Origin of the sequence: Microcystis ichthyoblabe FBCC-A1114 (assembly GCF_050500245.1) — a bacterium.
Classification (GTDB): domain Bacteria; phylum Cyanobacteriota; class Cyanobacteriia; order Cyanobacteriales; family Microcystaceae; genus Microcystis; species Microcystis ichthyoblabe_A.
The window spans coordinates 887,194-907,824 of the sequence record NZ_CP191408.1 but is presented as its reverse complement, the minus strand read 5'-3'; the positions used below and the strand labels follow the sequence as shown (position 1 = coordinate 907,824).

Below are 20,631 nucleotides of genomic sequence, written 5' to 3'. Positions count from 1 at the left end.
CCTGATAAGCGAAAAGTCAGACTATTACCATAATATGAAATTAACGTTCCCTGATGTGAAATCAACATTCCCTTTAACGGCAATTCTCATTTTTTTGAGTGTTCCGACCTTTTCCCTCAAATCACAAGCTGCACCTCCACCTACTAAAGTAGGACAGTGTAGCAACACTTTTGTTTCTAAGGTAATGACTAGATTACAAGATGCAGTTACCAAGAAACCGATCTTGGGTTCGGGAACATCAATTGAATTTACTAACGGAATCTATCTGGTTTCTTATGACACGGTTCCTGAAGCCGAATCTTCCAAGCCCAGAGATCCAGTAAAATTGTGTTTAATTTCAATTCCGAAAAACTGCCCTCCTGGTGACAATCGAGGAAAAGTTTATACCGTAACTAACCTCAGAACCAAAAAAACATTCACGCTCCCAGATTCTCAGCATAGTTGTGGAGGAGCATAAACAGGTTTATTTTTCAATCCTCTAAACTATTCTAATTTTAACTTACTCTAACTAAGGAGAACAAAAAAATGCCTTTTACTGCCAAAGTGATTACAACTAATGAATGGGGATCAAGACCAGCCGGTCCCTTTGATAAAACAGTGCCTAAATTTATCGTGATTCACCATACCGATAATCAGAATCCCCCTAACGATTCCTCAAAGGGAACAATAGATGGAGCTAAACAATTAGCTCGTGATATTCAAAAATTTCACATGGATAGTAAAGGCTGGAGTGATTCTGGACATAATTTTCTGAATACAACTGGAGGAATTCTTCTAGAAGGAAGACATGGAACTCTTGATGCAGTCAAACAAGGAATGTGCGTTCAATCTGCCCATGCTCGCCAAGACGGAAACCGACTTGCTGGCGGTAATAAGTGTCCTGGAATTGAAAATGAAGGCAACTTCATGACTTTTCACATGGGACAAAAACAGTGGGATAGTTTAGTAGAATTATGCGTTTCTTTATCTAGCTCTTGCAACATTAGCCCCAAGAATATTCGAGGACATCGAGAGTTTAGTAATACTGATTGTCCGGGGGATTGGTTATTTAGTCAATTACCTCGTTTACGACAGGAAGTTGCTAATAAATTAGGTAGCACAGTTGAAGAAGATGAACCCTTACTTAAACTAGGTTCAATTGGTCAAGATGTTATTGAACTTCAACAAAAACTAACAGATAAAAGCTTTTCTCCGGGGGCAATAGATGGAGATTTTGGAGAAAATACCAAGCAAGCTGTTATTGCTTTTCAACGTTCTGTTGGACTAACTGCTGATGGTATTGTTGGACCTCGTACTCGCAAAGCTTTAGGTTTATAGGCTTAATTTGATGTGTAATTAATTCTATCGAGGTACTTATGACTAGAAAATTTATCGCCTGTAAACAACAAGTCTTCAATCGTGGAGTACCCCCTGATTCGTTTCTGAATGAATTGATCGATTGGGCCAAGCAAGCTCCAGATGATATCTTCACGCCGAATGATAAACACGACATTTACTCCAACGTCAAACCAGAACTCGGACCTTGGCAAGGTGTCCTACACCGCAAGGCAGTCATGCTGGAGGTACTGAGGGTGCTTGGCGGCTTCGAGAGTTCATGGAACTGGAACGAAGGAAGGGACACGACGAATCCTGACTCCAACACCCCTTGCTCGGAAGAAGCTGGAATTTTTCAATGCTCAGGCGATTCGATGGATTTTGACCCTAGCTTGAAAAAGTTGCTCAAAGATACTTCTGGCAAGACGGATTGCGAGACGTTTATCAAAGTCTCGAAAAGCAACCACAAATTCGCTATCGAGTATTGCGCCAGACTTCTGCGGTTTACCGTCAACCATCACGGACCTGTAAAACGAAAGGAAATTAATCCTTGGTTGAAACGCAATGCGGTGGTGGAGTTTCAGGGTTTTCTATCTGATTGAATTTCTGTAAGGGGGTACTAACCCCCCTCAATTTCAAGCTGACGACAAGGAGACTACTCCATGAAAAATCGGCGTTGCTGAATCAAGGTATGAATGCCAACTGTGCAGGTTCCCGTGCAAAAGTTAGTTTGGCTCTAGGTTTTAAAAATACTAGAAAAGAAGATTCATATCTCAAATCAGCCACTCCAGAAGTGGTTTAGTAGTGCCGAATTCTCGTTCCCAATCATTTAGGAGGTAGGAAAGATGACAATTTATGTCACCCGCGAGGGAGATAAACTGGTGGCCGATTCCCCACTGGAATTGGTGGAAAAATTACAACAATGTCAGGGGAGAATGACGGAAACAAGACAGGAATTCATGACTCGGATGGCTGCACAGATGGTGGCCAGCCAAGGCGTTACTGTTCCTATCACCGATCCAGAGAATTTTATCGCCGAGCTAATCCATAACGATTTTCTCAGCGTGGTGGACAGTATTGATGGCTGAAAGTCGGCCGGGGAATTGACGGCAAAACTTCGCCCCTAGGGTTTCTAACACTCAACCCCACTACCCTAGGTCAAAAAGCAAAATTTCCGAGTCTTCTAGAGATTGAATAGCCAAAGAAGTTTCCTCGCTAATTGCCGCTCCATCCCCCGCTCGTAAATGCACGCCATTTAGGGTTATTTGCCCTCTAGCCACTTGTAACCAGCCATAACGACCGGAAGCTAAGGAATGAGTCAGGGACTGGCCTAGGGGCAGAATTCCTGCGTAGAGATTAACGTCTTGATCGACTTTAACCGCGTTACCGGCACCGGTGGGAGAGGCGATTAATTGTAGGGTATGGGGAGAAAATTCGATCGCTTTTTGTTCATAACTGGGTTCTAGATTTTTTTGGTCGGGAATAATCCAAATTTGCAGAAGATGGAGGGAATTAGTGGCAGAATGATTAAATTCACTGTGTTTTATCCCCGTTCCTGCGCTCATCCGTTGAATTTCACCGTGTCGAATCACGGAACCAGTGCCGAGACTGTCTTGGTGTTCTAGTTCTCCCGCCAAAACATAGGTTAAAATCTCCATATCCTGGTGTCCGTGGGTGTGAAATCCTTTTCCCCCAATCACTTTATCCTCATTAATAACTCTGAGACTCCTAAAATTAATCTGTTGGGGATCATAATATTGGGCAAAAGAAAAAGTATGATAGGTATCCAACCAACCATAGTTAGCGTGGCCTCTTTCCTCCGCTTGGCGTATAGTAATCATCAGTTTTCCTCTTTTTTATCTCTATATTCCTAGTATATGAAATCTTGCCAAAAATGAGCAGTAGGCACTTAAAATTCAGATAGTTACTTTAGCTGCTTTTTTAGCACCAAAAGCCTCCTATTGGGAGCTTAGGAAGAATGTAGTTACTTCTTAGAGCAGAGCAAATCATACTAAATCTGGTTATTAAAGACTGATTATTTATTACCCCTTTTGCCTGTTCTCATAAGTAGGCTATACGCAACGGATTTAGTATCATCTCGAGAATTGGCAAATATAGCTCGATTTTTGTTTAAGCTGTACTGCATTAAATTGCGTATTGAATGATTTAGTACAAATGCTCAAATTTCTTCTCCCTGCTTCCTTTCCCCCTCTCCCTGGCAGTCTTAAAGAGTTATTTAGATAGTCAACAGCTTATGATTGCGGTAAAAAACCCTAACTATAGCATTTGGGCAGGTTACTTCATAAGTTGCAGTTCAGCTTGCTTGATCAAGATTTCAGGTCAAACTTAAACCAAATCTCGCCAATCTATCCCTAAATCTTGTAATTTTTGAGCCATCTTTTCCGCTACTTCTTCCGGGGTGGGAACGAGTTTACCTTCAGGGGTAAAAAAGCGTAATTGGCTGTCATGAACCCCTAAAAATAATTCTAACTGTTGACTCCATAACCAACCCTGTTCATTCGCTGCAATTTCTTCGTATTTTCCTGCCATCAACTGAAACCCCTTAAATTCTAAACTGGTGGGATCAAACCAGAAATAGTTAGGAGTCCGGAAAGTTTCCTGATAAATTTCTTTCTTGAGACCTCGATAGGTTTCTGCCGTTGAATCAGACAAAATATCGATGATGACATGGGGATATTTGCCATCTTCTTCCCACACTACCCAACTTTTGCGCGGTTTTCTTGCTACTCCCAAAACCACAAAAAAATCAGGACCCCTAAAATATTCTGATTTACCTTGATTGGGACTGTAATAAATAGTCAGATTACCAAAAGCATAGAAATCTTGGCGGTCTTTCCATAATAACTCTAGTGATTGGATCAAAAGCATCAATTGACGCAGATGTAACTCTGTTTCCATAGGGGGTTCATCACTCAGTAAATCACTTTTGGGAAAGATAATTTTCTTTAACTCATCTTCAACAATAACCATGACAACCACTCAATTATTTAACCTTCCCTATTTTAGCTCTTCAGTAGAACGTTCTACTGTTTCCTATCAACCTAATCGTTTAGCAGGATTACGACGCTTTGCCATAGCGATTACCTTTCTCAATATTTTAGGTCATACCGGCCTTAGATTTGAACAATCTTCGGCCTGACAGGGGGACAAGAAGGCTGAAATCCATATATCGTAAGCTTTTCATGGTTTTAGCTCGAAAAAGTTTGCCGCACCATCTCTCACTTATTAATAATAATTCCTAGTAAGCTCGCTCCTATCCCTAGTTCTTTCGTTAGCTTTTTGCCTAGAATCGCTAGATCTATTTCTAGTGAGAGAAGCCAGAAGCCTTTGTTAGCAAGTTTTCTAGCTCGCTTGTCCCCCTGTCAGTTAAAAAGCCTGAATCAATTTTATAACCAACGTCGGGCTAAGTTACAATCTCTGTTAAAAGGCAATCTTCAAAGTTCCCAGAGGATTCGCCGTTTAACTCGCTGTCGTAATCAGAAAGTAGATGATTATCTTCATCAGGCTAGTCGTTATTTAGTCAATCTCTTAGTTGACCAAGAGATAACAACTTTAGTAATTGGGAAAAATGACGGTTGGAAACAAGAATTGAACTTAGGAAAAGTCAACAATCAAAAATTTGTGACCATTCCTCATGCTCGATTAATTGAGATGATTAGTTATAAATGTCAATTAGTAGGAATCTCTGTGATTATTCAAGAAGAATCCTATACCTCCGTTGCTAATTTTTTGAATTTAGAGCTGCTACCAGTGTATGGACAAACAACTGAAAAGCCAGTGTTTTCAGGAAACTGAATTTCGCGAGGGTTATATCGTACAGATAAGGGGATTCTGGTTCAATCTGATGTCATGGGTTCCTACAACATTTTGCGAAAAGCATTCCCAAATGCGTTTAACCGCTATGGGATAGAGAGGTGCGTAGTTCACCCAAGGAGAATTAATCTCTCGAAGTAAAAGTGAAGGGAATTTCTGAAATGGAATTCAGTCTGTCTATATTTGACTATACTTTTACTAACTATAGTTACTTTAACAAAATAGTCCTAAAAGTCTTTCCCAGTAAACATTTCACGATTCCATAGGCAAAAATTATCACAAAAAGTCGAGAAGATCTAAACTTTTTCAGCAAACCCTAATTAGTTGTCGTAACAATTGTCGTCAGAAGCGGGTAACGCGACTCGAACGCGCGACATTCACCTTGGGAAGGTGACGTTCTACCACTGAACTATACCCGCAAAACTATTCCTAATCATAGCATTGACCCCCCGACGAGAGCAACTGCTCTAGGCTGTTTTTCATCATCGCGCCGGTTTGTCCAGAAACGCTAAACTGTAAAGCTTCCCGATAGACTCGCCCCCGGATGATCAAGAATATTCACCGTCCCACCAGAAGACTCGACTTCCCCTTTGACAAAAGACCATAACCTCTGCTGTAGGAGGGGTTAAGACAATTTCTGATGCTCCGTTACTGGGTACCAATCAACGCCTTCTGTTGCGGAGAAGTCGGTCGAGTTATCTTAGAAAAACGATAACTTCCCTCTCTAATCGCACATTCTACCATATTCAGGTAAATCGTCTCTAAGTCCCCCAATAAAGTCCGAAAACTATTTCTAGGGATCTTCCCTTGATTCTGTTCTTTTCTCTGTTTAGATTGCACCGATTCACTGCGCCTCGGTTTAATCACATTCAGGGAACTATCATCAATTTATTCATCCTCAAATAGTCAAGGAGCTAGAGATTGTTTTCAATGCCATTTGTCGATAATATCACCGGGTAATTTTGAGAAGTTGGCAAGGTTTCTTTTAAAATGCCTCTGAGCTTGGACAGGAATTTAGGGGGTATTTTCTGACAAAGAATCACTATAATTAAATAAAAATGGTACGCTATTTTTTCCCGATCCATCCATGACTAAAACCCGGGGCATTTGCGCTCCACCTTCGCGCCAAGCTTCGATCGCTTCTTTCTGTAAAACCAATCCTCCTCCCTGTTCTTTTAAAGTTTCTGCTAATAGTCTTTGTGCCTCAGCTTTCCCTTTAGCGCGATTAACTTCTGCTTGGGCCTGTTGTTCCGCTTCTTGGGTGATATAAACGGCTCTTTGGGCGCGTTGTTCTGCGATTTGTTTATCTTCGACAGCCCGGGCAAATTCCGGAGAAAAATTCAAATCTACCACACTGGTATCTAAAACTAGAATACCATACTTTTCTAACCGAGTCGATAGGGCATTATCAAAGTCTTCTTTTAACTCACTGCGTCGAGTAATTGCTTCCTCTACGGTTCTTTTAGCGGCGGCAATTTTAAAGGATTCTTGGGTTTGAGGGGCGATAATTTTAGCGACAATATTTTGCAGCGTGCCTTGGGTTCTTCTAATCGCCACTACCTGCGTCGGATCGAGACGAAAATTAATCGCAAAACTAGCAGATAAATCCTGTAAATCTTTAGTGGAACTTTGGGCGGGAACTTCAAATTTTTGCACCGTAAGATCGTAGATATCGACACTAGAGACAAAGGGAGGTTTAAAGTGCAATCCCTCCAATAAAACCCCGTCCTTAGCCTTTCCTAAAACACTTAAAACCCCCGCTTGTCCGGGGGTGATAATCACATAGGCATTAAAGGCCGCTAAAATGACAATAGCAGCTAATAATCCCCCGATCAGGGAAAGTAAATTAATAGCATCTTTTTGGTTCATAGTTTATACTCCTTGACGAGGGACTAAAGCGAGAATTTTTGTGGCGATCACTTGATTGACAGGCATCACTGACAGACGATTTCCTGTCCTTACTAATAATAATTCATCGGCGGTAAAATTTTGTTTTAAAATTCCCAGGGGCAGCATTTGGGGAAAAAGGCGATCAAACTCAACTTTAACCGTCCACCAGCGTGGGGAATCTGGAGAGGATTTGGGATCATAGTAGGGACTATCGCGATCGAATTGTGTGGGATCGATCATATCGGTTTCCACTACGCGCATCAAGCCGACAATCCCCGGCGGGGTCGTATTAGAATGATAAAAAAAGGCTAAATCTCCCCGCTTCATCTGACGGAGAAAATTGCGGGCCTGATAATTTCGCACTCCCTCCCAAATAGTTTGACCATCTTTTTTAAAATCCCCGATACTATAGACATGGGGTTCCGATTTCATTAACCAGTAATTTAAATTCATCATTTATAGTTGTTATTAATTCAAATAAGCTCAAAAATATTTTTAGCCGTTCCTATCAGCCTTGTTGCCATAGGGTTAAATATAATTCACTTTGGCTGCTTTTGTAGTTCTACTCAAACAATTATTGAGAAGAATGTATCTAAAAATACTTTTGTTAGCGGCAATTTTTAAGGACTATGAGCGTTCAAGTCTAGCTATTCTTGGCAACCGTCAGTTTTTCCCTATGGCTAAAAATAATTTATTCTCCACTATTAAATCGCTCAAATAAGCTGTAAAATAAGATACATTGCCCTAAAAATCTCTAGCCAATAAATAGATTATCGGTGTTCCAAGCCACTCGCCGCCGTTTAGCCTTATGGTACACTGTTGTCACTGCCATACTACTGCTTTTTCTCGCTACGGGAATGTATTTTTATGTGCGGCATACCCTAGTGGATCGCATTGATGATACCCTTAAACACATCATTGAGGTGGTAAATCGTTCCCTCGTGATCGAATCGATTCCCCCGAACCAAGGACGTTATCGCGTCGATCCCCTCGCAAGTTTTCCCAGTCAGGGTAAATCCGTGGAGGACGATCATATAGATTTGGAATGGTTCGATCCCCAAGGTAATCTAGTTTGGTCAACTCTGCCCGAATCCTTAGATATTCCCCTCCATCCCCACCGTCAGGGGGAAACTATTCGCTTATCCGATGATCGTCTGCTGCGACAAATAACCGAAAGGGTGGAAATCGATCATTATGTTTTGGGATATCTGCGGGTAAGTCATCCTTGGTTTGAGGTGACAAAACCAATTAGACAGCTATTATTGGATTTAATCGTCGGAATTTGCCTGATGATTGCCAGTGTCGCCGGGATTGGTTGGTTTTTGTCCGGTTTAGCCATTCAACCGGTAAAAGAGTCCTATCAGAGTTTAAAACAATTTACCGCCGATGCTTCCCATGAATTACGCAATCCGATCGCCACTATCCAAACTAACGTGCAAATGGCGATCGCTTATCCCCAAACTGGCGATCAACGCTTGCGGGTGATCGAGCGTTTAACGGAAAGATTGGGCAATTTAGTCAATGATCTGCTTTTTTTAGCCCGTTCTGATAGTGGCATCGTCCAACCGATCGAGCAAGCTGTACCTTTGGATGCTTTATTGATGGAAGTGGTGGAAGAACAGCGTTTAATCGCCGATAAGCAGGGAATTTGCCTCTCTTTGTCGATTGTGGAACCGGACCAAGAGGATTTTTCCTACAGCGATGAAATGTTTACTATGGAGGGAGATTGGGATCAATTGGCCCGTTTATTCACAAATTTAATTTCTAATGCCCTAAAACACGCTTTTTTGCCCGAATCTGAGCCTAAAAATGTGGCAGTGGAATTGGAGAAAAGTAAACGCGATCGACAATCGGTGTTACTGGTGCGCGTCAAAGATAACGGAATCGGGATTCCCGAGGCTGCTTTGTCCCATATTTTCAATCGCTTTTATCGTCTCGATCCCGCACGGCAAAATTCCGCCACTTCCGGGGGAACAGGATTAGGATTAGCGATCGCTTTAGCGATTACCCTCAGTCATCATGGACAAATTAGCGTCGAAAGTCAGATCGATCGAGGAACAATTTTCACCGTCACCCTACCGAAAAGCCATCAACGGGAGAAAAAAACCGAGAAGTCAGAAGCTTAACACCTCTGACTTTTTTTATACCCCCAAGGGAATTCGAATCCCTGTCGCCTCCGTGAAAGGGAGGTGTCCTAGGCCACTAGACGATGGGGGCTTGGATTTCAGACCTTTTTAAATATAACAATAATCTTTCCTAGAGTCAAGGGTTTTAGCAAAAAATTTTTTTATCCCGCCCTTGCACAATAGGATAGTCTAAATGAAGATGTTATCGCCCAAAATCCATGGCTGCCGATCCCTATAAAAGCCGACTGTTCAACCTGATCAACCGTCGCTTGATCCGTCTGAAAGATAACCTCGGCCGCGTTTCCCGTCGCGGTCAAAGTGCGATCGCTATTGCCCTGCAAATAGCCCTCTATCCCGTCTATTTACTGATACAATCCCTGCGGATGACGGCTAATCAATTGGGGAACAGTCTCCAGAAACAATTATCACCCCCCGGCAAGGATGGGACGGATGCGATCGCGGAATTTCTCCAGAGCTTATCCGACCAAGAAACGCCATTTATTGGCATAGCAGCCGATCTAGAGGATCAAGCTTTAGTTTTCGTCACTAACGATCACCAGACTGTTAAAATCACCGATAATCAAACCCAAAGACAAATAGAAAAACAAATTAGGACGGCACTGGCTAACTACGCCCTCGAAAAACGGAAAATTAAGCGATTAAATCGTCAATATCCGCCTTTATTACCAAATTTTACCGATAAAAATCCTGTCTTGCCTCCGATCCGTTGGTTTTGGAACCTACTACGCTGGGAACAACAGGGAAAAATAGCGATCGCGATAAATCTCTTCCAAGAATCCCATCTCGTCAAAACCCCGACACCACCCTCCTTACCACTGCCTAATTTAAATTCCCAAGCGATTTTACAGGTTATTGACGAAAAATTAGCAATTTTCGAGGCTAAATTTCTCGCTATCTCCCCCGCAATCCCCAGCAGTGTTAGCCACACCTCTAACCTACCTTCCGATCTCGTTAACCAGTCCCCGAATCTGGAGAAAAATTCCTCCTATCTCTGGCGACTTTATTGGTTAATTTATGCGGCGATCGAGCATTTCTGGGCAAAAGAGAAGAATAATTTAGAATATAGTGCTGATTCCCCCGCTTTATCGGCAAAATATCCCCTAAGTCTTCCTAATTCTCTGCTGATCACCTTCAAGCAACGTCTCCAGGATTGGCTAGAAAAACAAACCCAAGCGGATCCCTTCACGATCGGCAAACTCATCCAAGCGGCGATCGATCACTTCTTTGCCTCTCGCCAATCCCTGACATTTTCCGCCGTCAGCGAGCAACCTTGGCTAGAATCCGCCGATATATTGGCTATTTCCCCCCAAGACTCCGAAAAACCCCGCCTTAACCCCGCTAATTCCCTTCGCCAGTCCCCAGACACACCAGCCGAGCCTGATAGCACAAAAAAAGCTTTTAGTCAAGAAAAACAAAATAAATCTTTACAAAAAATCCCCCCGGCCGCCGCTGAAATTACTGCCAGAGAATCTCCCCCCGCCACCCAATTAGATCCCCGCTATGCTAAGGAGATAATTCAACCAATTAACGAGGAATGGTTAGAAACCGAATCAACCCCCGTCGGCTACGTTAAACACCCCTTAGAACGGATTTTAGAGGGATTAGATGCGATCATTTTATGGGTAGAGGAATTGGTTATTAAAATTTGGCGTTGGTTGCGGTATGATCGACGCATTTCTAAATTACTCAAACGCAAACGCTAAATCGATCGAGCGATTTTGGGTATAGTTGATCGGGTAGTCTTTCTGTTGTGAGAAACTTGAGACTATCTTTAGGGACTTATACCAATTTTCTAAACTAGCGGCAGAGATGGCTAGTTAAAAAAGGCACTCAACTGACCGATATTATCGTATGGGAATGCACCACCGTTTTATTGCTTTTGATAGTCCCTTCGATTAGTCCCAAACCCTATCAAACACCGAAACCAACTTTAAAGTAACCAGAAAACTAGGCTTAGGAAAACAATAATTAAGGGTGATGCTAAATCCGGTTATTTAAAGAATTATTTATTGCTTCTATTGCCTATTGCCTGTCCTGATATGTAGCCTATACTCAATGGATTTAGTACCAGTTATCTTAAGGGTGAGTTAGGAAGTCTCTGGTTTTAGGGAACGGGAAACATGAGCCAGTCGTCTAGAGACGATAGGAAATTAGGTTACACTTCATCTGTAGAAGAAACGCTGTAACCTAATTCCGATGATGGCTGTACTTTCTGACCTATTTTCGGTTCTGTGCCTGCCAACAATCTTTTAATATTACCCTGATGACGAACAATCACATAGATTCCCCCCATCAAACTAAATAAAATATAGGGGAGAGGTTGACCCAAAACAATCATTAAAATATTGACCACCAGCGCCCCAATAATCGAACCTAAAGAAACAATCCGGAAAAGTGCCAGAATAACTAAAAAACTCGCCAAAGTTCCGCAAGCCACTAGGGGATTCATCACTAATAAAACCCCTAAACTGGTGGCGACGGATTTACCACCACTAAAATTCAAGAAAATCGATTTACTATGACCGATGATTGCTCCCAATGCTGCCCCGATAATTAACCAATAATACCAACTTTCTGGGAGAAGATTGACATCAATAAAATATAGTCCTCGTGCCAGGGCTACCGCCGCCATTCCTTTTAACATATCAATTAATAACACCGTCGCCCCGGCAGTTTTTCCCAGAGTTCTCAACACATTGGTGGCCCCGGTGGAACCGGAACCATAGTCACGAATATCGATACCTTTGCTGTATTTACCGATTAAATAACCCGTGGGAATTGAACCGAGCAGATAGGATAAAAGTAAGATAGTAACACTGATAAGAATCGGAATAAGCATAAATTAAACCCAATTTTTAGCAAGAGCGAGCGCCGTCATCAGTGTATCAGCCCGAAGACAAAAAACACTCACAGGGAACCATAGACGGGAATTGCCGCCCCGCGCAAGTCTTTCGCCCCTTCCCCCGCTAGAAAACAGATCACCTCGGCTAGAGATTGGGGACTTACCCAGTCCTTGGCCTTTGCCTCTCCCATCGCTTCCCGGTTGCTCGGAGTATCGATAACACTTGGTAAAACCACGTTAGCGGTAATATTAGTCTGTTTGGTTTCTTCTGCGATCGCTTGGGTTAAAGCCACTACCGCCGCTTTCGAGGCACAATAGGCGGCCAAATTTGCCCCCGGTTGTACGGCACCACGAGAACCGATAGTGACGATACGACCATAATTATGAAGTTTCATCGAGCGCAAACAGTGTTTACACAGTAAAAAAGTGCTATGGAGGTTTAAATCAAACATTTTTAGCCAATCTTCATAGCTAAACTCCTCCGTCGCCCCCATGGTAAAACCCCCGACTAGATGAATTAAAACATCGACCCGACCGAGATCATCAATTAATCTAGCCACGGCAGTTTCTTGGGTTAAATCCACCCTGACAAAGCGAATACGCTCAAATTCCGCCGCACTCAGCCGAGATTTCAGACGACCTACCTCCCTTTCCTCCCGATAGGTCATGGTTAGATGACCGCCATGGTGTAAAACCGCCGGAGTGACTCCTAAACCCAGTCCCCCCGTACCGCCGGTCAGCAATACCCGTTTATCTTTCATATTGATTGATAGATAGTCGATCGCTCCAATTATAGATGATTTAACCCGGTAATTGGGCAATATTACTGCCTTTCTCGCCGGTCTAGGATTCCTTCATCGCTTGTTTTTTCTCCGCCTTCAGGTCGCGACTGCTGGCGGCGGCAATTTCCGCATCCATCAGGGTGCGTCCGGTGGCCGCTAGATAGACATCATCGAGACTAGGACGGGATTGGGCCATGCTAAACACGGGTAATCCCGATTCGGCTAGGGTTTGTTCAATTTTGCTTAAAGGATTGCTATTGGCCGTGACGATGAGATTCAGGGAGTTACCCTGGGCGGTATTAACGATTACTTCTTCGACAAAAGGCAGACGGGATAATAATTCTTTCGCTTGGAAAGCTTCTTCCTCTGGGGAAAATTCTCGCACTTTCAGGGTAATGCGATCGCCACCCAGTTGCTCCTTCAGTTGTGAGGGGGTACCGCGAGCGATGACGATACCATTGTCGATAATTGCCAAGTTATCGGCCAAGGCGTCAATTTCTTCGAGATAATGGCTGGTAATTAATACACTGGTTCCGGCCGCCCGCAATTGTCGCAGAAAATCCCAGACAATCAAACGACTTTCGATATCGAGTCCCACAGTCGGTTCATCCAGCACCAAAACCTCCGGCTGATGCAGTAATCCCGCCGCTAAATCCAGCCGTTTTTTGATGCCGCCGGAATAGGTCCCCGTTTTTTTGTCCGCGTATTCCTCTAATCCTAAAAGATTTATTAATTCTTTAATTCGATCTCTTGACTTTTGAGCGGGAATGTGATAGAGAGCCGCTTGTAGTTGCAACAGTTCCCGGCCGGTGAGCATTTTATCGAGGGCGACTTCTTGGGCAACGTAACCCAGGCGTTTACGGGCGGATTTGGGGTTATTCAGGGCATCGACACCCCCCACCTCGATTTTGCCGCCATCGGGTTTAGCAAGGGTACAAAGACAGCGAATCGTGGTGGTTTTCCCCGCACCATTGGGACCGAGTAAACCGAAGATTTCTGCCGCTGCCACGGTAAAGGAGATATCTTTAACCGCTGCTGTCTGACCGTAGGATTTTTTTAAGTTTTCGATCGCCACCGCAAGGGTCATAAGCTGATTTTCGCCCACTTGAGCGAGACAATTTTTTTGTTAACTTTCTCGGTCTATTTTAACCCAGATTCCCCACTGCAAAACCTAACACAGCCTTGTTGATCTTTTCCGATCAAGATAAACTTTGACGGGATTTGGCCTCATTCCCAGAGAACCTGCTGCTGTTCCACCGTTGCCTGTTGGCCCGGGCAACTTATTCCGACAGCATTGTTCACGTTAACTTAAATTAACTTTTTTGGCAAAAGTGAATCGGAACAAGGGTTTTTCGCTAAATTGATAATGATTATCATTCTAATTAATAAGAGAAATCATGGTTCTACAGGTCTCTAGGGTAGGATTAGTTTGTGATGCGAATAAAATCCGCAAAAAAAGCCCTACATCTCCATTTATCGCCGTTAGCTTCATTTTATCGCTTTCTTTCGCCCTGGTAACTGTGGCTAAGGCTGAAGAGCCTGCCATTGGTCAGAGTTTGCCCGAATTTTATATCGGGGTGGATAATCAAATCACCTTAACTCGGGGCATCTATGAGGGATTAGCCAATCCTAACTATAACCGGTTAACTCTTCTGGTTGCTCACCGAGAGGGAACCCCTCATTTTCACGGTATCGGCACTTACAGTTATTCCGGACCGTCTAGTAATCCAGTAGTTAATCCTACTAACAGCAATAATCGCATTCCTGAGACTTCTACAGGATTGCCTCCTCTCTCCTTAATTGCGGGAAAAGGAATTTTTCAGAATAGTTTTGTTAGTGCTGCCACTGGGGAGGAATATAGCAATCTACTGATGCAATCAGTGGCAACTATTAATAATTCCTCTGACTTGGGAGAACAAGCTCTTTTTAACAGTTCTGGGGGACGGTGGAATCGGTCTTTAGGTAATGCCAACCTATCCTTACAACTGTTAGAGATTAGTGATGGATTAACAGTAGCTAACTCTTTAGGACAGACAATTTTAGCTAATGCTGGCGATATCTATGCGATCGGTACTGGTGATAACTTCTCCTTTTTACCGAAGTTTCTTGCCTCTCGACCTGGAAAATATTCAGCCAGTTTTAAGCTGGTAGATCTTAGCTTTTCTTGGGGAGAGTCAGGAATTTTCAACCTAGATTTTCAAACAGTTCCCGAACCATCAACTCTGATCGCCTTAATACTGTTCGGGTCAATTGTATTAACTCGATCGAGGAGTAAAAACTAAAACCAATCGGTTTTGGAGAGAGCAAAATTATCCCCAAAACCGCTCCAGATCGACATCGGCTTTGTTGAAATGGAAAACAGGAATTATTCCCTAAAAAACTAGCAACTTTTTTGACTATAATAACGACAAGATTATCAGTATAGTTTTAAACTATCCTAGGATAAGCCCTATCTCGATCGCAGTATATATTTATGAGATTTAGTGAAATTGCCCAAAAATTAAGCCCTTTAGTCTCTGCTCACAGTTTAACTGCCTATCCCGACAGAAATCCCCAAATTAAAGCCATAACTCCCATCGAAACCGCCCTAGTCGATACGATTAGCTATATCGAAGGGGGAAAATTTGCTGCCTTTGTCGCCAAAACTGAGGCTACTGCCCTAATTCTGCCCCTGGATGCCAATTTACAACAACAGGCCGACGAACGCGGCATCCCTTGGTTAGCTAGTGCCAATCCCCGACTTTTATTCGCCCACGCCATCAAATTATTCTATCAACCCTTTCAGCCCCAACCCTACATTCACGCCACCGCCGTGGTGCATCCATCGGCTAAAATCGGCCATAAAGTTGCCATCGGGGCCCATGCTGTGGTAGAAGCGAATGTCATCCTCGGTGATGGGGTGTGCATTCATCCTAACGCCGTTGTTTACCCTGGGGTACATATTGGCGATCGCACAACTCTCCACGCTAACTGTACCATTCACGAACGGGTACAAATCGGCAATGATTGCGTTATCCACAGTGGCGCTGTTATTGGTGCGGAGGGCTTCGGTTTTGTGCCGGTTCCCGAAGGCTGGTTTAAGATGGAACAATCGGGTATCGTGGTCTTAGAAGATGGCGTAGAAATTGGCTGTAATAGCGCCGTGGATCGTCCGGCAGTGGGAGAAACCCGCATCGGTAGCCAGACTAAGATCGATAATCTCGTCCATATTGCCCATAATTGCCAAATTGGCCAAGCTTGCGCCCTAGCAGGACAGGTGGGCATGGCAGGAGGCGTAAAATTGGGCAATCGGGTTATTTTAGCAGGACAGGTGGGCATTGCCAATCAAGCAGCGATCGGGGACGGTGCGATCGCAACCGCTCAGGCTGGCATTCACAACGATATCGGTGCAGGAGAAGTGGTTTCTGGCTCTCCTGCTATGCCTCATAAACTATTCCTCAAGGTAGCAGCCGCTTACAAGCGTTTACCCGAAATCTATCAAGCAGTTAAGCAATTGAAAAAATAGCCCTATTCAGGAGACAGGAAACAGGAGACAGGAGACAGGAGATTATTTCTATTTATTCTTCCGACACCCCACACCCTCTTTCAAGTCAGTAGGATTATTGATTAGGGATTTTTCGATAATGGGTACAACTTGCAGGCGTAACCCAAGTGCTTGCAAAACCTTAAGAACTGTAGCAAACTCACCGATTACCCCGATTCGACAAAGATTTATAGAGACTCTCCCGTCCCAAACCCGTCTCACGAGCAATATGAGTCATCCCTTGAGAACGAGCAATATCGCCTAATGCTGCCACTACTAAGCTAGGATCGCCATCTTCGAGGGCAGCTTCCAGATAAGCAGCGATATCTTCTTTTGTTTTCAAATGATCTGCTGCATCCCAAGTATAAGTCTGAATTGTAGCCATAGAGAACCTCCTATAAGTATTGGGCTAAATCTAATGCTGTTTTGATGTCCCGTTCAAAATCAATCGAATCTAAATTTTAGCCGGCGCTTAAAAGAGGGTGGCTTTCATGCTCCCGTGTTACTATCGGTAATTAGTAATCGGCCAACATAGTGGTGTGAGCTTGTTTACTTCTTATCGTTTACTGTTTACTTTCGAGATACTCATGTTGCTCTTGCGTTATGGTATTACCGTGAGTGCGGTGCTTGGGTTGATTTTCTTGGCTGAATCCTCGGTTAAGGCACAAACTCAGTCCGCTGCCGATTTATTGAAGAAACCCCGACCTACTGCCAATCCAGTGTCTCAATTACCTGGTCCCTCGGCGGCACCAGCAACCACGGAAGCGGATCCCAAAGCCCCTAATTATCTTAATCCTAGTGGCAATCCCCTGATTTTTCCCACCAAACCGGATGAGGTGAATATTAGGGTAGTACAACCGATCACCTTAAATCAAGCGATCGAATTAGCTTTAAAAAATAATCAGACCTTACAGACATCGCGGATTAATTTGGAAATCGCTCGCGCCCAATTAAAGGAACAACAGGCGGCCTTATTACCCACGGCCCAAGCGGAAACCAGTCTCACTCAAGATCAATCGGCAGTTGCCCAAAGACAGAATGAGTTGGCTCGTCAACAGGGCATCCCAGCCACTACACCCGAAGATAGTACCAACTTTCAGGGTAGTGTTCGCATCGTCTATGGGGTTTATACAGGGGGTGAACGGACAGCCCAGATCAAAAGGGCTGAAAAAGTCATCCGGCAACAGGAATTAGAGGTGGAACGAGTCTCGGAACAAACTCGTTTTGATGCCACCGATGCCTATTATGAATTACAGAGGGGTGATGCCCAAGTTGCGATCGCCCAAGCTGCGATCGAAGATGCTAGTCAAAGTTTACGCGATGCTCAATTATTGGAGCAAGCGGGACTAGGAACCCGATTTGCTGTCCTACAGGCGGAAGTTGACCTCGCTAACGCTAACCAAGACTTAACCCGGGCGATTTCTACCCAACGCATCGCTAGACGACGACTGGCACAGATATTGAGTGTCGGTCAGCAGATCGAGTTAACCGCTGCCGATGAGATTCGCGAGGCGGGAACTTGGGGCTTAAGTCTTAATGATAGTATCGTTTTGGCCTATAAAAATCGCGCGGAATTAGAACAACAACTCTTACAGAGGGAAATTAGCGCAGAAGACCGCTCGATCGCTATTTCGGCGGTGATTCCCCAAGTGGACCTTCTGGGCGAGTATAATGTCCTTAACGATCTCAGTGATGAAGCTGGTTTTGGCGATGGTTTTAGCGTCGGTGGCCGGATTCGTTGGACTTTCTTTGATGGTGGTCGTGCTTTTGCTCGCGCTCGTCAAGCGGAAAGAAATATCGATCGCGCCGATACGGAATTCTCCCTCCGTCGCAATGAAATCCGCCTTCAGGTGGAGGAATCCTACTATAGTTTGATTTCTAACCAAGAAAACATCAAAACTTCGCAAAAAAGCATTGAATCCGCCACGGAAAGTCTGCGATTAGCCCGTTTACGCTTTCAGGCGGGTGTGGGAACCCAAACGGACGTTATCAACTCCCAACGGGATTTAACCGATGCCAGAAGTCGTTATCTACAGGCGATCGTTGATTACAATAAATCCTTGAATAGTCTCCAGCGATCGATTAGTAATTTACCGGACAATCGTTTGTTTGAAGTGCGTTAATTGTACGATCTATCGAGGTGTGGTGTGGGGAGAGATGGCCAAATCTCCCCTATTTTAACGCGTTTCAATAGATTTCTGGGTTAGGCGATCGTTCCCGTCAGGGGGGAACTAGGACTAGCATAGGACTTAATCGGCATTCTTCCCGCTAAATAGGCTAAACGTCCCGCTTTTGCCGCCATTGCCATGGCTTGGGCCATCATAGCTGGATTAGCCGCCATAGCGATCGCACTGTTAATTAATAAAGCATCGGCCCCCATTTCCATGGCCCGGGCTGCTTCTGAGGGTGTACCGATCCCGGCATCGACCACCACGGGAATTTGGGACGATTCGATGATAATCGCGATATTTGCCTCATTTTTCAGCCCCTGTCCCGACCCAATCGGCGATCCTAGGGGCATAACCGTGGCGCAGCCGGCTTCCTCTAAACGTTTGGCCAAGAGAGGATCGGCGTTAATATAGGGCAGTACGGCAAAACCTTCTTTAACTAATTGTTCGGCCGCTTGCAAAGTTCCGATCGGATCGGGTAATAAATATTTAGGATCGGGAATAACTTCGAGTTTAATAAAGTTATTGTCTTCCTGTCCCAATAATTTGGCCATTTCTCGCCCTAAACGGGCCACCCGAATCGCTTCTTCGGCCGTTTGACAACCGGCAGTGTTGGGTAACATCCAAATTTTAGACCAATCGATCGCCTCTGCTAATCCCTCATGACCGGGTGCGTTCGTTTGTACTCGTCTAACGGCAACGGTGACGATCTGACATTCACTGGCACTAATACTTTCCTGCATAGTTGTCAGATTGGCATATTTGCCAGTCCCAGTCATCAAGCGGGAGTGAAAGGTTTTCCCAGCAATAATGAGGCGATCATTTTGGGGCGATAAAAGCGCTTGGGGTTTATTCTCAATAATAGTTAAGGACATAGGTGGAATAGTAACGGGTGATGGTTGATTAAAGCGATCGCATCTAAAATGGGTCAAAATGGGATTAACTTTGTCATTAATCACCAGGTCAGCGATTAAGGAAGCAGTGACAGGAGCTAGTAAAATGCCATTGCGATAGTGACCGGTGGCTAAAATCAGGTTATCACAGCTACTGCGGCCTAAAATGGGTAATTCATCCGCTGTACCCGGACGGAATCCCCACCATATTTCCTCGATTTCCCAGTCAGCTAAAGGGGGATAGAGACGGGTAGCGCGTGCAAAAAGGGTTTGTAGTCCTTGGGGTGTATTACCCGTTTGCCAGGCCACTTTTTCGGAAGTGGCCCCGATAATTAAACGACCATTGCGACGGGGAACTAGATAGGTTTGCGGACCGAATAAAACCCTAGCTAAGGTCTGGTTAGGGGGCATTTTTACTGCGGCCATTTGACCTTTGACGGGATGGATAGGGAGGGGTAAAAGTTGACTCGTCCAGGATCCCGCCGCTAAAATGTAAATTTTTGCTTCTAATTCCCCAATTGAAGTATAAATACTCTTGACTTTTCCCTGCTTTTGCTGTATGGCGTGGACTTCTACCCCTTGGCGAATTTCTACCCCTAAATTTTCGGCCGCTTGTTGCAGCCCAGTCACTAGCTGCCGGTTGTCCACTTGTCCATCGTCGGGATACCACCAACCACCGATCACATCTTTACCTAGTCCGGGTTGGTAGAGGTGAACTGCATTGCTGTCTAACCAAATTTTATTAACTTCCTCGGTAGTAACGGGCTGCTCTAGCTCGTAAATGGGAGCAAGAATACCACAGGGATAGTAACCGCTGTTTATTCCCGTTAAATCCTCGATTTTGCGGCTCCACTCTGGATATAGCCATCGTGATCGCAGACAAAGATCGAGAAACGGGCCCGGGGGAATGCCTTCTGCATGGGGGGCCAACATTCCCGCAGCCGCACGACTAGCGGCCTGAGCTATATCTCGAACTAGGAGGGTAACTTTTGCCCCGCGCAATTGCAAATCGACGGCGATCGCTAATCCGATGATACCACCGCCCACGATCAAAATTTCGCTAGTTGAGTTCTTGACCCTCCCATGGCTAAAAGCGAGGGATTCTTGGTTCAACGACATGGCTTAAAAATCTAAAGGAAATGTAACCTTGATCCTAACTCGCAATTAGTCAGCCGAGAGGAGGGAGAAGTGAGGCTACTGGCATAATTTAAGCTTAAGATAATTTGTAGTCGATCTTT

At 44.3% G+C, this 20,631-nt stretch carries 19 protein-coding genes, 2 tRNA genes and 2 pseudogenes; 11 read left to right on the top strand and 12 right to left on the bottom strand.

Translation table 11 applies throughout. The features are described 5' to 3' along the window. Window positions 1–34: 34 nt before the first annotated feature. The 4 genes from ACQY1Y_RS04330 (at window position 35) to ACQY1Y_RS04315 (ending at window position 2,402) form a co-directional block, all read left to right on the top strand. A complete protein-coding gene (locus tag ACQY1Y_RS04330) occupies window positions 35–457 on the top strand; it encodes a hypothetical protein (RefSeq protein ID WP_002792669.1) in 423 nt (140 codons plus the stop codon). Window positions 458–525: 68 nt separating this feature from the next. Beyond that, complete coding sequence (locus tag ACQY1Y_RS04325) at window positions 526–1,317, top strand: peptidoglycan recognition protein family protein (protein WP_430014054.1); 792 nt, start codon at window positions 526–528, stop codon at window positions 1,315–1,317. 38 nt (window positions 1,318–1,355) lie between these two features. After that, entirely contained in the window at window positions 1,356–1,916 is a 561-nt protein-coding gene (locus tag ACQY1Y_RS04320) for a hypothetical protein (protein ID WP_016516133.1), read from the top strand. Window positions 1,917–2,159: 243 nt separating this feature from the next. Continuing rightward, a complete protein-coding gene (locus ACQY1Y_RS04315; protein ID WP_002737723.1) occupies window positions 2,160–2,402 on the top strand; it encodes a hypothetical protein in 243 nt (80 codons plus the stop codon). A 60-nt stretch (window positions 2,403–2,462) separates the two neighbouring features. On the opposite strand, the gene ACQY1Y_RS04310 is transcribed toward ACQY1Y_RS04315, so the two are convergent. Continuing rightward, window positions 2,463–3,155 (bottom strand): pirin family protein, encoded by a 693-nt coding sequence (locus ACQY1Y_RS04310; protein WP_271937784.1) that lies wholly within the window; start codon window positions 3,153–3,155, stop codon window positions 2,463–2,465. 505 nt (window positions 3,156–3,660) lie between these two features. Continuing rightward, entirely contained in the window at window positions 3,661–4,305 is a 645-nt protein-coding gene (locus ACQY1Y_RS04305; RefSeq protein WP_430014053.1) for a Uma2 family endonuclease, read from the bottom strand. Here ACQY1Y_RS04305 and ACQY1Y_RS04300 point away from each other — a divergent pair. Both ACQY1Y_RS04300 and ACQY1Y_RS04295 read left to right on the top strand, forming a co-directional pair. After that, window positions 4,304–4,471, top strand: a pseudogene (locus ACQY1Y_RS04300) (enediyne biosynthesis protein UnbU); the annotation flags it as partial. The gene ACQY1Y_RS04305 and the pseudogene ACQY1Y_RS04300 overlap by 2 nt on opposite strands. Window positions 4,472–4,701: 230 nt before the next feature. Further along, a pseudogene (locus ACQY1Y_RS04295) lies at window positions 4,702–5,289 on the top strand (IS200/IS605 family accessory protein TnpB-related protein); the annotation flags it as partial. A 206-nt stretch (window positions 5,290–5,495) separates the two neighbouring features. Here the strand turns inward: ACQY1Y_RS04295 and ACQY1Y_RS04290 are convergent. The 4 genes from ACQY1Y_RS04290 to ACQY1Y_RS04275 form a co-directional block, all read right to left on the bottom strand. Next, window positions 5,496–5,567: transfer RNA gene (locus ACQY1Y_RS04290), tRNA-Gly, on the bottom strand. A gap of 229 nt (window positions 5,568–5,796) precedes the next feature. Continuing rightward, a complete protein-coding gene (locus ACQY1Y_RS04285; RefSeq protein WP_223210997.1) occupies window positions 5,797–5,988 on the bottom strand; it encodes a transposase in 192 nt (63 codons plus the stop codon). 174 nt (window positions 5,989–6,162) lie between these two features. Further along, on the bottom strand, window positions 6,163–7,017 hold the full coding sequence (locus ACQY1Y_RS04280; RefSeq protein ID WP_002736027.1) for a prohibitin family protein: 855 nt from the start codon (window positions 7,015–7,017) through the stop codon (window positions 6,163–6,165). 3 nt (window positions 7,018–7,020) lie between these two features. After that, window positions 7,021–7,494: an EVE domain-containing protein gene (locus ACQY1Y_RS04275; RefSeq protein ID WP_430014052.1), complete on the bottom strand. Its 474-nt coding sequence runs from the start codon at window positions 7,492–7,494 to the stop codon at window positions 7,021–7,023. A gap of 320 nt (window positions 7,495–7,814) precedes the next feature. Here ACQY1Y_RS04275 and ACQY1Y_RS04270 point away from each other — a divergent pair, with 320 nt between their 5' ends. Next, on the top strand, window positions 7,815–9,164 hold the full coding sequence (locus ACQY1Y_RS04270) for a sensor histidine kinase (RefSeq protein WP_430014051.1): 1,350 nt from the start codon (window positions 7,815–7,817) through the stop codon (window positions 9,162–9,164). An 18-nt stretch (window positions 9,165–9,182) separates the two neighbouring features. Here ACQY1Y_RS04270 and ACQY1Y_RS04265 read toward each other — a convergent pair. Then, window positions 9,183–9,255, bottom strand: a tRNA-Glu gene (locus tag ACQY1Y_RS04265). 127 nt (window positions 9,256–9,382) lie between these two features. Between ACQY1Y_RS04265 and ACQY1Y_RS04260 the strand changes: the two genes are divergently transcribed. Then, window positions 9,383–10,888 (top strand): hypothetical protein, encoded by a 1,506-nt coding sequence (locus ACQY1Y_RS04260; RefSeq protein WP_430014050.1) that lies wholly within the window; start codon window positions 9,383–9,385, stop codon window positions 10,886–10,888. A 452-nt stretch (window positions 10,889–11,340) separates the two neighbouring features. Here the strand turns inward: ACQY1Y_RS04260 and plsY are convergent, their stop codons facing one another. From plsY to ACQY1Y_RS04245, 3 genes are all read right to left on the bottom strand, one after another. After that, window positions 11,341–12,024: a glycerol-3-phosphate 1-O-acyltransferase PlsY gene (gene plsY, locus ACQY1Y_RS04255; RefSeq protein ID WP_002736324.1), complete on the bottom strand. Its 684-nt coding sequence runs from the start codon at window positions 12,022–12,024 to the stop codon at window positions 11,341–11,343. Between the two features lie 68 nt (window positions 12,025–12,092). Beyond that, window positions 12,093–12,788: a 3-oxoacyl-ACP reductase FabG gene (gene fabG / locus ACQY1Y_RS04250; RefSeq protein WP_016516142.1), complete on the bottom strand. Its 696-nt coding sequence runs from the start codon at window positions 12,786–12,788 to the stop codon at window positions 12,093–12,095. Between the two features lie 82 nt (window positions 12,789–12,870). Beyond that, window positions 12,871–13,896, bottom strand: a complete 1,026-nt coding sequence (locus tag ACQY1Y_RS04245) for an ABC transporter ATP-binding protein (RefSeq protein WP_272104228.1) — start codon at window positions 13,894–13,896, stop codon at window positions 12,871–12,873. Between the two features lie 310 nt (window positions 13,897–14,206). Here ACQY1Y_RS04245 and ACQY1Y_RS04240 point away from each other — a divergent pair, with 310 nt between their 5' ends. Both ACQY1Y_RS04240 and lpxD read left to right on the top strand, forming a co-directional pair. Then, window positions 14,207–15,091: an all3515 family Zur-repressed PEP-CTERM protein gene (locus ACQY1Y_RS04240; RefSeq protein WP_287232655.1), complete on the top strand. Its 885-nt coding sequence runs from the start codon at window positions 14,207–14,209 to the stop codon at window positions 15,089–15,091. A 191-nt stretch (window positions 15,092–15,282) separates the two neighbouring features. After that, on the top strand, window positions 15,283–16,314 hold the full coding sequence (gene lpxD / locus ACQY1Y_RS04235) for a UDP-3-O-(3-hydroxymyristoyl)glucosamine N-acyltransferase (RefSeq protein WP_430014049.1): 1,032 nt from the start codon (window positions 15,283–15,285) through the stop codon (window positions 16,312–16,314). Window positions 16,315–16,492: 178 nt separating this feature from the next. On the opposite strand, the gene ACQY1Y_RS04230 is transcribed toward lpxD, so the two are convergent. Then, window positions 16,493–16,717: an addiction module antidote protein gene (locus ACQY1Y_RS04230; RefSeq protein WP_430014048.1), complete on the bottom strand. Its 225-nt coding sequence runs from the start codon at window positions 16,715–16,717 to the stop codon at window positions 16,493–16,495. 202 nt (window positions 16,718–16,919) lie between these two features. Here ACQY1Y_RS04230 and ACQY1Y_RS04225 point away from each other — a divergent pair, with 202 nt between their 5' ends. Next, entirely contained in the window at window positions 16,920–18,455 is a 1,536-nt protein-coding gene (locus ACQY1Y_RS04225; RefSeq protein ID WP_430014047.1) for a TolC family protein, read from the top strand. Window positions 18,456–18,535: 80 nt separating this feature from the next. Here ACQY1Y_RS04225 and thiO read toward each other — a convergent pair whose 3' ends face one another. Continuing rightward, window positions 18,536–20,512, bottom strand: coding sequence for a glycine oxidase ThiO (gene thiO, locus ACQY1Y_RS04220; RefSeq protein ID WP_430014046.1), 1,977 nt, complete (start codon window positions 20,510–20,512; stop codon window positions 18,536–18,538). Between the last annotated feature and the right edge of the window lie 119 nt (window positions 20,513–20,631).